Source organism: Chryseobacterium limigenitum (assembly GCF_900114875.1).
GTDB classification, from domain to species: Bacteria; Bacteroidota; Bacteroidia; order Flavobacteriales; family Weeksellaceae; genus Chryseobacterium; species Chryseobacterium limigenitum.
The window spans coordinates 57,223-70,581 of record NZ_FPKW01000005.1 but is presented as its reverse complement, the minus strand read 5'-3'; the positions used below and the strand labels follow the sequence as shown (position 1 = coordinate 70,581).

The 13,359-nt window shown below is 34.1% G+C and carries 13 protein-coding genes; 9 read left to right on the top strand and 4 right to left on the bottom strand.

The annotated features are described in order from the left end of the window. On the top strand, positions 1-2,133 hold the full coding sequence (locus tag BT156_RS08235; protein ID WP_072409045.1) for a hypothetical protein: 2,133 nt from the start codon (positions 1-3) through the stop codon (positions 2,131-2,133). A gap of 58 nt (positions 2,134-2,191) precedes the next feature. Here the strand turns inward: BT156_RS08235 and BT156_RS08230 are convergent, their stop codons facing one another. From BT156_RS08230 to BT156_RS08215, 4 genes are all read right to left on the bottom strand, one after another. After that, entirely contained in the window at positions 2,192-2,800 is a 609-nt protein-coding gene (locus tag BT156_RS08230) for a DUF4126 domain-containing protein (protein WP_072409043.1), read from the bottom strand. A gap of 223 nt (positions 2,801-3,023) precedes the next feature. Next, positions 3,024-3,407 (bottom strand): ribonuclease P protein component, encoded by a 384-nt coding sequence (rnpA, locus tag BT156_RS08225; protein WP_072409041.1) that lies wholly within the window; start codon positions 3,405-3,407, stop codon positions 3,024-3,026. A gap of 149 nt (positions 3,408-3,556) precedes the next feature. Further along, positions 3,557-4,282, bottom strand: a complete 726-nt coding sequence (locus BT156_RS08220; protein WP_072409039.1) for a tRNA threonylcarbamoyladenosine dehydratase — start codon at positions 4,280-4,282, stop codon at positions 3,557-3,559. Continuing rightward, the gene (locus BT156_RS08215; protein WP_072409037.1) at positions 4,275-4,901 is read right to left on the bottom strand and encodes a TatD family hydrolase; all 627 of its coding nucleotides are present in this window, start codon (positions 4,899-4,901) and stop codon (positions 4,275-4,277) included. The genes BT156_RS08220 and BT156_RS08215 overlap by 8 nt, the downstream gene beginning before the upstream one ends. Before the next feature lie 97 nt (positions 4,902-4,998). Here BT156_RS08215 and BT156_RS08210 point away from each other — a divergent pair, with 97 nt between their 5' ends. From BT156_RS08210 to BT156_RS08175, 8 genes are all read left to right on the top strand, one after another. Next, a complete protein-coding gene (locus tag BT156_RS08210; RefSeq protein WP_072409035.1) occupies positions 4,999-5,628 on the top strand; it encodes a TetR/AcrR family transcriptional regulator in 630 nt (209 codons plus the stop codon). Between the two features lie 103 nt (positions 5,629-5,731). After that, positions 5,732-6,727 carry an outer membrane protein assembly factor BamD gene (gene bamD / locus BT156_RS08205; protein WP_072409033.1) on the top strand — a complete coding sequence of 332 codons (996 nt, stop codon included), beginning with the start codon at positions 5,732-5,734 and terminating at the stop codon, positions 6,725-6,727. Positions 6,728-6,769: 42 nt separating this feature from the next. Beyond that, positions 6,770-7,093 carry a DNA-directed RNA polymerase subunit omega gene (locus BT156_RS08200; protein ID WP_027378789.1) on the top strand — a complete coding sequence of 108 codons (324 nt, stop codon included), beginning with the start codon at positions 6,770-6,772 and terminating at the stop codon, positions 7,091-7,093. A gap of 120 nt (positions 7,094-7,213) precedes the next feature. Continuing rightward, a complete protein-coding gene (gene coaBC, locus BT156_RS08195; RefSeq protein WP_072409031.1) occupies positions 7,214-8,416 on the top strand; it encodes a bifunctional phosphopantothenoylcysteine decarboxylase/phosphopantothenate--cysteine ligase CoaBC in 1,203 nt (400 codons plus the stop codon). A 36-nt stretch (positions 8,417-8,452) separates the two neighbouring features. Then, the gene (gene porD, locus BT156_RS08190) at positions 8,453-9,364 is read left to right on the top strand and encodes a type IX secretion system protein PorD (protein WP_072409029.1); all 912 of its coding nucleotides are present in this window, start codon (positions 8,453-8,455) and stop codon (positions 9,362-9,364) included. Between the two features lie 75 nt (positions 9,365-9,439). Continuing rightward, entirely contained in the window at positions 9,440-11,089 is a 1,650-nt protein-coding gene (locus BT156_RS08185; RefSeq protein WP_072409027.1) for a DNA repair protein RecN, read from the top strand. 50 nt (positions 11,090-11,139) lie between these two features. Continuing rightward, positions 11,140-12,606, top strand: a complete 1,467-nt coding sequence (locus tag BT156_RS08180; RefSeq protein ID WP_072409025.1) for a DUF5687 family protein — start codon at positions 11,140-11,142, stop codon at positions 12,604-12,606. A gap of 1 nt (position 12,607) precedes the next feature. Further along, positions 12,608-13,330 (top strand): ABC transporter ATP-binding protein, encoded by a 723-nt coding sequence (locus BT156_RS08175; RefSeq protein WP_072409023.1) that lies wholly within the window; start codon positions 12,608-12,610, stop codon positions 13,328-13,330. Positions 13,331-13,359 lie beyond the last annotated feature (29 nt).

The window sequence follows — 13,359 nt, the reverse complement described above, 5'->3', positions numbered from 1 at the left end:
ATGAATCCAAGAGTTTTAGAATTATTAAAGAACCCCAAAAATATACAGTCAGAAGATCTTAATCTTTTGAAAGAGGAGATCAATTCTTTTCCTTATATTCAAAATATCAGAGCTTTACATCTGTATGGGATTCATCTTTATGATAAAGAAAATTATCAGAAAGAGCTTTCTACAACGGCGGCTTATACAACGGATAAGAAAATTCTTTATCAGTTGATTAACGGTAAGATTAAGCAAAAGCCAAAACCGGAAATTATTGAAGAGCAAAAGCCTTTGGTTTCTGCAAATACCTTCAAATATATTTATAAAAGCAGCAGTTTTCCTATTAAAAGAGAGGAAAAAGAGCAACAGCAGATTGCCAAAGAAGAGCAGATTGTTAAAGATAAAAAGCATGAGGAAGCATTTCTTCTTCAGGCTCAAATTATACCGGAAATTAAGCATCTTCATGTAAATGGTGAAAGAAACCGTATCTTATTTGAAGGTGAAGAAAACTTTCTTAATGACGATACTTTGGAAACGATTGACTTAGAATCTACCTTAGAATCAGGATCTATTGTTACTCAAAAAGCTGAAAAGAAAGAAGTAGAAGAGGTAATTGATGAGGTTGAAAATATTCAGGAAGAACCCATTTCTGAGGAAGTTCAGCAGGAAAATCATGTTGAAGAAATTGCAGAATTTACTCCTGAAACCATCATTAATGAAGAGAAAATAGATTCAGAAGCAGAGGAAGAAAAAATTGATAATGAAGCTAATCTCAGCTTCCATGAAATAGAACCTTCTTTAACTGAAAATGAGCCTAAAGAAGACCATTCAGTTGAAGAAATCGAGTCGGTTTCTATTGATAATGAAGAGATTAATGAGGTTGATGCTAAAATAGAATTTACTCCCGAAGAAATCATCAATGAAGAAGAAATTACTTCAGAAAGCGAAACAGAAAAGGTAAATAATGATGCTGAATTAAGTTTCCACGGAACAGATTCTTTCCTTCCTGATGTTAAAATTCAATCCAATATTGTTGAAGAAACTGTAAGCGAAGAAATTCCTCAATCAAACATCAACAAACATGAAGATGAAATGAGACGCTTGATTGAAGAGGTTGAGAAAAAAATGAAAACGGTAAAAGTTTCTTCTGAACAAAAAGAAACCGAACCTGAAATTTCAGGACATGAAATAAGTTTTGCAGAAACTCAAAGTTTTAATGTTGAAGAACCTACGAAAGAAATTATTGAAGAAAAAACGGAGGAAGAGAAACCCGAATTAGTTGAAAATATATCTGAAGAGATTGAAGCGGTTGAAGAGACTGTAAACGAAGAACTTCCAGAAGAAAAACCTGTCGCAGAGGCTCCGCAAGAAGTGAAATCTGCTTGGAAACCAATGAGCCTTGAGTCTCACGTTCCGGATTCTTTAATTAATAAATCAACAGAAACTCCTCAGCCAAAAGTTGAAGAGGTAAAAGAAGAATCTCCAAAACAGGAAGAGATTATTCAACAAGTAGAAGAAACAGAAGTTGCGAAAGAAGTTGAAACGATTGAAGAGCCTGTTATTGAAGAAAAAATTAACGAGCCCGAAACTGTAGAAGAAGACGAGGAAGAAGCTCCGGCATTGAATGTTTCTTTCTTTAATTCAGATATTATATCAAGCTGGGCAGTTGATGCAAATAAAGCTAAAGAAGAACAGCAAAAAGAAAAAGAAGAGACTACAGAGACTCCTGCCGAAACGATAAATTCTATAGACAGCAATGTTCCCGGATTTATCAATACGTGGCAAAGCTGGCTGAAAATTGATAGACAATCTGACGAAACAGAAGAGACGGTAGAACAGATTCAGAAAGTAGAAGAAGCAGAGCCTGTAGATAAAATAAAAACTGAAATTAAAAATAAGGTTATTGAATCTTTCATAGAAAATAATCCTAAAATCTCTCAGCTAAAAGATGAAGTTAATTTCGTTGTGAAAGAAAAAACGGATGATATTTCGCATTTAATGACGGAAACTTTGGCGACTTTGTATTTCGAACAGAAATTGTACACAAAAGCGATTAAAGCTTTCAATATATTAATAACCAAGCACCCTGAAAAGAAAGAATATTTCGAAGGAAAAATTCAGGAAATCAAGGATATCCGAGGAAAGAACTAAGTTTAAAAAAAAGGAAAATATAAAAAATGCTGAGTCGGATAGATTCAGCATTTTTGTTTTATGTATTGTTGGCGACATTTTTTTTACTTCTCAATTTTCGCAAGGCTTTTCGTCCGTAAACAATAACAAGAATAACTAAAATTATAGCAAATATACCTGCTAAAATTGGCATAGCCATCGCTAAAACGGTCATAATTCCCGCTCCTGCAGTTTCGGTGGTTCCAACAACTGAGTTTCCGAGACCGCCCGTTGTTGCTGTAGAAGCAGCCCGCAGCCCTGCAAAGCCCGAACTTATGGTTGCCGCCGTTCCTCCTCCCGCGATCAAAGCCAAAGCCCATTGTGGAAATGTTCCTAAATCAGCAAACTGACTCGCAAACAGGACAGAACCAGCCACAGTTGCCATCGGAATAGAGATTGTGTCCAATAAATGATCAATAAACGGAATATAATAAGCGAGAATCTCAGCTACCGTAGCAATTCCGGTTGTGATAAGCGTCGGAAGACCGGAAAGCCATTCAAAACTCTCATTCGTCGGAATCCAGTGAAGATATGAAGCGAGACTTACTGCGAACATCGGCAGAAAGACTCTAAAGCCAGTAGCGGCAGCCAATCCGATGCCGATAAATGCACTCAGAACATAAGGCAAAAAGGGAACATGATCTAACATTTTAATTTTCAGATTAATTGTTTCCTATAAAGTTACAAAAAGTATGCAAAGATCTTAATGAATTTTTAATTCTCAGCGAATCAGAATAAAGCACAAGAAAGTATCACACAATCATCTGTGTAAATCTCAGTAATTTGTGGTAGAAAATAAATAATTATAACTACAGATTTTCACAAATCTCCACAGGTCTTTACTCTTTATTTATTCTGGTGAAATAGAAAGATTAAGATTTTTTCTGAGGCTGGTTAGACTGACAAAGCTTAATAAACTGCGCTTCCACATCCTGAAATTTAGCAGGCATTTCAGGCGAAACCCAAAACATCATCGCAATCGTTTTTTCACCAAAAGATTCCCTGAAAAGATCTTTGTTTAAACGATAACATTCTCGTAATAATCTCTTTACACGGTTTCTGTGAACTGCTTTTTTGAAATAACGTTTAGAAACAGAAACTCCGAATTTTAAAGTTTCTACAGGTAAAGAAGGCTTATCTTTTAGAATAATAATTCTCAAATTTCCACAGGTTTTCCATTTACCTTTCTCAAAAAGTAAAGTGATCTCATTGTTTTTTTTGAGTTTTTCGGCTCCGGGATATTTGAAATTTGTCATTTACAGAGTGTAAATATAAGGTATATTTTGTTTGTTTGAGATGCATCGACTCCGCTCAGCATGACAGCGCTAAAAATATACTGTGAAAAACAGCTAGTATTAGAAATGTCATGCTGAGCGGAGTCGAAGCATCTTTATTATGAATTAAATTAATCTTTTTTCACTAAATGATTAATAACTTCCGAAGCAGTATACAAACCAAATATTGCAGGCATATAACTTATCGTTCCGTAAAAAGATCTTTTATAATTGCTTCCGTCTGTCATTTTCAGACTTTCTTCATCTTGGATATCGTTAGCAAAAACGCAACGAACGCCCTTATCAATTTTCTCTTTTTTCAATCTTTTTCTTACTTGTCTTGCAAGATGACAGTGCTCGGTTTTGCTGATGTCTCTTACCATTACCTTACTTGGATCGGTCTTCCCTCCGGCTCCCATTGAGCTTACGATTTTTATTTTTCTTCTTTTTGCAGCGATGATTAAATAAACTTTTGGCGTTATACTGTCGATACAATCTAAAACATAATCGAATTTTGCAGAGTCCAGGACTTCGTCCATTCTTTCCGGATTTAGAAACTCATTGATTTTGGTTAAATTAAGTTGAGGATTAATATCTAAAAGTCTTTCCGCAACAACCTCTACTTTATGTTTTCCAATTGTTGAGTGTAAAGCAGGTAACTGCCTGTTAATATTTGTAATATCTACCGTGTCGCCATCTACGATCGTCATAGTTCCGACTCCCGCTCTTGCCAGAAATTCTGCCGCGAAAGAGCCCACTCCGCCTAATCCGACAACCAGAACAGTCGCTTTATTTAATCTTTCCAAACCTTCTTCTTTGATGAGAAGTTCCGTTCTCTCCAACCAGTTTTTATCCATTTTTTATCGTCTCTAAATTTTCTACAATTTGTTCGTTCAGTTTTTCTAAAGAAATTCCCTTGAGTTCTGAAGTTTTTTGATATAAATCTTCAATGTTAAAATATTCATTATCAGTTTCTAAAAAGATTTTGTCTAAAGGGGTAATTTTCAGAATATTTTGCAAAGATAAATTATACAAAACCGCTTTTCCAAAACTCAGATAAAAATTATTTTTAAGCAGGTCTTCAGCAATGCTTTGTTTTTTATTAAAACCATGAATGATCATCGCCTGTTCTGCCCTTTTTTTAAAGGAAATCACTTCGTAAAATTTTCTTACGCAATGAATAATTAATGGTTTTTTTACTTCATTCGAAATTTTTATCTGGCTTAAAAAAACGTCTTCCTGAATTTTCTGATCGATCTCGACAAAAGAATCCAGTCCGCATTCTCCAATTGCAAAACAATTTTCGGTGATATTAGATTGTAGCCAATTGATTTGATTATCAATTGATTCAATGCTAATATCTTGAGGGTGAATCCCAATAGAATATAGAGAATCGGGCGGAATATTATTTATGTCTAAATTATAAATTCCGTAGGTCACATTTTTCTTATGATGATGAAAATCAAAAAAATCCATCTACAAAAATACTAACTATTTAGAATTAATATAAAATTCTTAAACGAACGTTTATAAGTATGTTAAAAATTTCTTAACTTTACTCAAACTACACTTTATGAAGAAAAAATTTACAGAAAAACAAATCCATATTTTAGACATCGCCGAAGAGCTGATTGCGAAAAAAGGATACGAAGGAACATCAGTGAGGGATATTTGTTCCAAAGCCAATATTAATGTCGCAATGATCTCTTATTATTTCGGTTCTAAAGAAAAAATGATGTCTTATCTCTATCAGTACAGGGTTTTAAAGACAAGGGAAAACTTTTCGGAATTTGCAGACACGATCAAAGATGGGAAACCGGAGATGCAGATGAAGGAGATTATTAAATATATTGTCTCTCAGTTATTTAAATATAATTATTTTCACGGATTTGTTACGCAGGAACTTCGACATACAGAAAATTTAAAGGACGAACTTCTCGATTTTTATCAGTTATTTGTAAAAAAACTGGATGAAGTCATAAAAAAAGGCGTTACGTCCGGAGTTTTCACTTTTACTCCAAAACCTGAAGACGTTTTGACCACAATTATTGGCTCAACACTGTTTGTAATTCGTAATAAAAACTTTTATGAGCTTTATGTTCCGAGTAAAAACGAGGAAGCATATGGTAAAGAAGCCGAAAAAAAGGTAAGAATGAATCTTTTGATGAGTGTTTTTGCAATTTTGGGATACGCTGCAGACTAAAATTACGTTAAATATTCATAAAAAAAAATCTATTGACAAAAAAGTTATATTTTTGCAAATTAATAGATCGGTCATGTAATCCGAAAACTGTTGAATTTTTTATATGAAAAAATATATTTTAGGTCTTTTTGCTGTAGCTGTGGTATCTTCATGTGTGAGTCAGCAAGATAAAGCGATGAAAAGTGCTGATAAAAACTACATCTTAAAGGTTGCAAATGAGAACTTTGCAAAAAAGAAGTGGAAAAATTCACTGGCTCTTTATGACAGGTTGGCTAATTTGGTTGCAGGTACGGATGATTTCCCTAATGTGGGTTTCAATACGGCGTATGCAAACTATTATGATAAAAATTATAAGTTGGCTGGGCATCAGTTCAAAAACTTTGCAGTAAGTTTTCCAAAGGATCCCAGAGCAGAAGAGGCGGCATATATGTCGGCTTTATGCTACTATGAAGGGTCAATGGATTATAATTTGGATCAGTCTAGTACAGAATTGGCAATTAATGAGTTACAGGATTTCTTGAATAACTACCCAACTTCTGAAAGATCTAAAAATATCACAACGCTTATTGATGAGCTGTCTTACAAGCTAGAGTTCAAATCTTACGAAAATGCAAGACAATACTTCAATATGGGCGATTATAAAGCTGCAAATACGGCTTTAGAAAATGTATTGGAAGATTTCCCAAGTACAAAACTTCGTCCGAAAATTTATGATTATATGATGAAGTCACGTTACTTGTTGGCTCAGAAATCGATCTATGATCTTAAAGACGAACGTATTGAAAGTGCCTTGGCATTTACAAAGCAGGTTGAAAAAGATCTTCCGAATACAGAATACTCTAAAACGGCTCTTGATCTTAGAGAGAAATTAGAGAAAGAAAAGAAAGATTTCGCAGTTGTAAAAAAACAGACCGAAGCTAGAATTGCAACATTAACTGCGAGACAGAAAAAAGAAGTAGAAAAGCTGGCCGAAAAGAACAAAACCGAAGAGCAGATTAAAAATCAGGTAGATGCTGAGAAGAAAGCAATGCAGATCCAGAGGGACAGTGCGAAGCTTCAGACACCTCCACCGGCAGCGACTTTCAAAATCCAAAGATAATTCGTAAATTTGCCACCTTATAAATAAATTAATTTTCTCAAAATGAGTGTAAAAGATACAAAAGCAGAAGTAAATACTATTACTTACGATAAAGACAAGATTGAAGATAAAGTAGGTTCAATCTATGAAGCTATTGTTATCATGGGAAAGAGAGCGGAGCAGATCAATGCAGAAATTCGTACAGAATTGCATAACAAATTAGATGAATTTGCTGTTCACAACTCTACATTGGAAGAAGTTTTCGAAAACAGAGAGCAAATTGAGATCTCTAAACATTACGAAAAACTTCCAAAACCAACTTCTATCGCGATCGAAGAATGGTTAAACGAAGATATTTACTTCAGAAAAACTGAAGAAAGAAAATAAAAACCGTTTGGTTTTTAATAGATGAAGGTCATAAAGGAACTATTTCTTTTATGACCTTTGTTGTTTAAATGGTTTGTGAGAAAAAATAAGTATTTTAGTGTTTTAAAAAATTAAAACTAAATGAGTATTTCCGGGAAAAAGATTCTTATTGCCGTTTCTGGAGGAATTGCAGCCTATAAAATTCATTTTCTGATAAGAGAGTTTATAAAGAAAGATGCAGAAGTTCAGGTAATTATGACTCCTGATGCTGAGCATTTTGTAACGAAGCTGAGTTTGTCTACGCTGTCGAAAAAACCTGTTTATACAGATTTCTACAACGAAAACGGAACATGGAACAGTCATGTTGAAATGGCATTGTGGGCAGATATAATGATCGTTGCTCCTTGTACAGCAAATACTTTGGCAAAAATGACGCACGGAATGTGTGATAATTTGGTCATTGCAACCTATATGTCAGCAAAATGCCCTGTTTTTATAGCTCCTGCAATGGATTTGGATATGTATGCGCATCCTTCCACAACGCAGAATTTAGAATTGGCCGAAGATTTCGGGCATTTTATTATTCCTGCGGAAAATGGTGAATTGGCGAGCGGATTGATTGGCCAGGGAAGAATGGCAGAACCGGAAACGATTGTTAAAGAAGTTGAAGGTTTTTTTAATTCAAATCATAAAAAAACTTTGGAGGGCAAAACGGTTTTAATTACGGCCGGACCAACTTATGAAGCCATTGATCCTGTAAGATTTATAGGAAATCATTCTTCGGGAAAAATGGGATTTTCGCTGGCTGAAGAAGCTTCAAAAAGAGGCGCAAAAGTCATTCTGATCTCGGGGCCGACTTCCCAGGTGATGGGTGATAAAAATGTTGATGTACATAAAGTTACTTCTGCAAAAGAAATGTTGCAAAAAGTATTTGAGTTTTATGATACAATTGATATTGGAATCGCAAGTGCCGCCGTTGCAGATTATGCTCCAAAGGAAATTGCGAAGGAAAAGATTAAAAAAAATGATGATAGCTTAACGATTGAATTAATTAAAAATCCGGATATACTCAAAACAATGGGTGAAAAGAAAACCCATCAGTTTTTAGTAGGTTTTGCCTTAGAAACTCAAAATGAAGAAGAAAATGCCAAGGGAAAACTGGAAAAGAAAAATCTTGACATGATTGTTTTAAATTCTCTTCGTGACGAAGGCGCAGGATTTAAAAATGATACCAATAAAATAAAAATATTCACCCAAACGGAGAAAAAAGAGTTTGAACTGAAATCTAAGGACGATGTTGCAAAAGACATCCTTAATTTTGTTGAGTCTCAGATTTTAAAATAATTTTAATAAATTTCCGTTCTCAATTTTTAATAGATAATGAAAAAATATATAAGTTTATTTTTACTGCTTTTCATATTTAATCTTAGCTTTTCTCAGGAGTTGCTGGCTACCGTTCAGGTAAATGCTCAACAGTTGGGGGGAAGTAACCAGCAGGCGTATAAAGCTCTGGAAAAAAGTCTTAGAGATTTTATCAATAATACAAGCTGGACGGGGAAAAAGCTTCAGAATTTTGAAAAGATAAAATGTAATTTTGCTATTGTTCTTACAGAAAGTCCCGGGAATAATAAATACAAAGGAAGTATTGTTGTTCAGGCGGTGCGTCCGGTTTATAATACAAATTATGAATCTACATTAATAAACCTTCAGGATCAGAGATTTTCTTTTGAATATATTGAAAATGAGAATCTTATTTTTAACGAAAGACAATTTTCCGGTAAAAACTTAATCGATATGATCAGTTTTTATGTTTATGTAATTTTGGGATATGATGCAGACAGTTTCCAGTCTTCGGGCGGAACTCCATGGTTTCAAAAAGCTCAACAAATTGCTCAAAACGGAGAATCTCAGAATAATTATGAAGGATGGAAGCAAATCAATGAGCCGAGAAACCGTTCTCAGCTGATCAGAGAGATTATGAGTCCTAATATGGTACAGTTAAGGTCATTATTTTATACTTATCACAGAGCTGGCTTAGATAATCTGTTCAATCAGGATCAGACACAGGCCAAGAAAGTTATTTTTGATGGTTTGTTACAGTTGAAAACATATGAAAGCAATTTTACCCAGAATTATTATTTAGATCTTTTCCTGACAAATAAAGCGGATGAGATTTTTAATATTTTCAATTCTAATAATAATGGAGGAATTGCATTGGGTGATCTGAAACAATTATTGATCCTCATGAATCCGAAAAATACAGACGCTAAGTGGAGTCAGTGGAAACAATAAAAAACTGATTTTTTCAGTCTTGAATTCTGAATTTTAAAGTTCTATATTTGCATTACCTAAAGTAACGCTACATCAATGCTTTCGAGAATTTACATTAAAAATTTTGCCTTAATTGATACGCTTGATGTATCATTACATAATGGTTTGCAAGTAATAACCGGAGAAACTGGTGCCGGTAAATCTATTATTTTGGGGGCTCTAAGACTTATTTTAGGCGAGAGAGCAGACGTAAAATCAATTTCAAATGCAAATGAAAAAAGCATTGTAGAAACTGAATTTAATCTAAATAATCAGTTTAAAAAATTCTTTATAGAAAACGATCTCGATTATGAGCATCAAACCATTATCCGCAGAGAAATTTCTCCCGCAGGAAAATCCAGAGCGTTTATTAATGATGTTCCGGTAACGTTGGATGTTTTAAGAGAATTGTCTTCGCAACTTATCGATATTCATTCACAGTTTGAAACTTCAAACCTTTTCACATCAGAATATCAGTTTAAAATCATTGACGGACTTTCAGAAAATAAAAAGATCGTTGAAGAATATCAGCATGAATTTTTAGAGTTTCAGAGCTTAAAAACTCAGCTTAAAAAATTACAGACTCAACTTTCAGAAAGTAATAAAGAAAGTGATTATAAGCAGTTTTTATTGAATGAACTGGAAGATTTGAATCTGGATGATGTTGATTATGAAGAATTAAAAAATCTGCTTTCTGTTCAGGAAAATGCAGGAATGATTTCCGAAAATCTGGCTCAGGTTTTATCAAGATTTCATCAGGAGGAAATCGGGATCTTATCTTTCTTTAATGAAGCTAAAAATAAATTGTCAAAAATTTCCGAGGTTTCAACCAGCTTTGCTGAGCTTGACCAAAGATTAGAAATATCTTTTGTAGAATTAAAAGACATTATTTCCGAATTGGAAAACGAGTCTGAGAAAATTGAAATTAATCCCGAAACTCTTGCTTCACTTTCTGAACTGAATAATAAACTCAATGCTTTGTTTATTAAGCATAATGTTTCTGATGTTTCTGAATTGAAAGAAATCAGAGATCAGTTAGCAGGAGAACAGCAAGGGGCATCAGAACTAGAATCAAATATTATTGAAATTGAAGAAAACATTTCTAAAAAGGAAAAATCTCTTCAATCTATTTCCGAAAAGCTTTCAAAAAACAGAAAGAAAAGCGTTCCTGTTTTTATTAAAAAAGCAGAAAGCTTACTTAAAAAATTAGGTCTTGAAAAAGCTAAAGTTGACATTGAGCTTCAGGATACTTCAGAATTTAATCAATTCGGGAAAGAAAATATTCAGCTGTTGTTTCAGGCGAATTCAGGTTTTCCTTTAAAACCCATTCAAACAGCAATTTCCGGCGGTGAAAGATCGCGAGTAATGTTGGCTGTCAAAAAAATTATCGCAGAAAGTGATGAGCTTCCAACGCTTATTTTAGACGAGATCGACAGCGGAGTTTCAGGAAAAGTAGCCGAAGAAATCGGAAATCTCATGCGTGAAATGTCTCAGGACATGCAGTTGATCGTTATTTCTCACTTGGCGCAGGTTGCCGCAAAAGGAAATAACAATTACAAAGTAGTAAAACAGGACGTTTCAGGAAAAACACAGTCTACGATTGTTCCTTTAAGTGATGAAGAAAAACTCAACGAAATTGCCCAATTACTTTCCGGGAGTAAAATTACTGAGGCGGCTTTGGCGCAAGCGAAAGAATTAATTGGCTAAAAATCTGTAACATATTTTGCATTCCACTTACTAATGTAAAAAAGTAAGATATGTTTGTAAAGTTCCTAAGGTTAGAAATAAAAAGTTTTTTTCGCGGTACTTCTGTCGGGGTAAATTTGGCCATGAAGATCTTACGTTTTATGGGGATTCTTTATTTTATGGCATGTTTGGTGGGAGGTGCTTTTGCTGTTTTCTACCTGGTTCAGGACAAAATGAATGCCGATCCTTTGAAGGTAGTTTCAAAATTCATGATTATTGTCTGGGGGGTAGATTTGATTGTCAAATACATGTGGCAGGAGATGTCTACCCAAAATATCAAACCTTTTCTTACCCTGAATATTTCTAAGAAAACACTGGTCAATTATATGTTGATCAAAACATTTTTATCGGCTTTCAGTTGGCTTAATTCTTTATTTTTCATCACGTTTTCTATCGTCGCATTATTCAACGGATATGGTTTTCTGGAAGTTTTATCTTGGTTTATAGGAGTTTCATTACTTTTCTATCTTAATAATTTCATTAATATACTTTTCAACAATAAAGAAACGATTGCTATTGTTGTCGGCTCTATCTTCATTGGATTAGGACTTTTGACGTATTATCATATCATTCCGCTTCTGTCTTATTCAGAAATTTTTTTCTATGGTTTTTATACAAAACTTTATTTAATTTTAATACCGATTGTTTTATTTTCTGGACTTTGGTGGATTTGTTTTAAACATGTTTATCAGGAGTTTTACTTAGATCAAGGGTTGGAAGCAAAAAAAGAGATCGGAAAAACAGAAAATATTGCTTTCTTAAATAAATATGGCGTCCTCGGAACGTTTATTAACAATGATATTAAACTGTTAAGACGTAGTAAAGTGGCTAAAGGAATCATTTTAGGGAGCTTTCTGTTTATATTCTATGGAATGCTCATGTTCAGCTCCTCAGTCTATAAAACGCCTTACATGATGATGCTTATGGGGCTTTTTGTCACGGGTGGTTTCCAGTTTTTGTTTGGGCAGAGGGTTCCGGCTTTCGACAGCTCTTATTATCCTTTGATGATGACCTTAAATGTTCCTTACAAAGAATATTTAAAAGCAAAATGGTGGTTAATGAATATTGTAACCGGAGTTTCCATGATTATCGCTCTATTTTATGCTTATTGGGGCTGGGAGATCTACATTACTTTCTTCGCGGCAGGATTATATAATATTGGAGTTAATTCGCAATTTACGTTATGGTCAGGAGCTTTTAATAAAACTCAGATAGATCTAAATTCCAGAGAAAAAAGAATTGGACAGAAAAACAGTTTCAATATGAAAGCTTTGCTATTATTAATTCCAAAAATGCTTTTACCGATGGCTGTTTTCGGAATTTTAAAATATTTCTTCGGAATGACTGCCGGAGTGGTAAGCATTGCTATTTTAGGATTAATTGGATTTTTATTGAGAGAAAAAATCTTCGATACCATCGTAAGACACTATAAAAAAGAGAAATACAGTACGTTAGAAGCATTCAAAAACAAAGATTAATATGATTACTATAAATAATTTATCTAAAACATACGGAACTGCGACTGTTCTGAATATCGAAAATATTGAAATTCCTAACGGCGAAACTTTCGGTCTTGTCGGAAATAACGGAGCCGGAAAAACAACGCTATTCAGCTTAATGTTGGATCTGATTCAGGCTACAACAGGGTTTGTAAGTATTGACGGAATTAAAGTAAGTGAATCCGAAGCCTGGAAAAGCAAGGTTTCGGCTTTTGTGGACGATACTTTTTTAATTGGTTACCTGACTCCGGAAGAATATTTCTATTTTATCGGTGAACTGAGAGGGCAGAATAAAGCTTCTGTGGATGAATTTTTAAAGCAATTTCACGATTTATTTAATGGTGAAATTTTAAATTCCGGTAAATACGTTCGCGATCTGTCAAAAGGAAATCAGAAGAAAGTGGGAATCGTAGGGGCAATTATAGGTAATCCTGAAATTATTATTTTGGATGAACCTTTTGCCAATTTAGATCCTTCCACACAGATCAAACTGAAGAATTTAATTAAAGAATTGTCGAAGCAGGATGGGGTGACTTTCCTGATTTCAAGTCATGATCTTTCGCATACAACAGAGGTTTGTAACAGAATTGTTGTAGTAAATAAAGGTCAGTTGGTAAAAGATATTCAGACCAATCCTGAAACTTTGAAAGAATTGGAGCAATATTTTGCAGATCAGGTTTCAACTCCGGCTGAAGCAATTTAATTCAAAAATTTAAGTCTAATATTGATTGA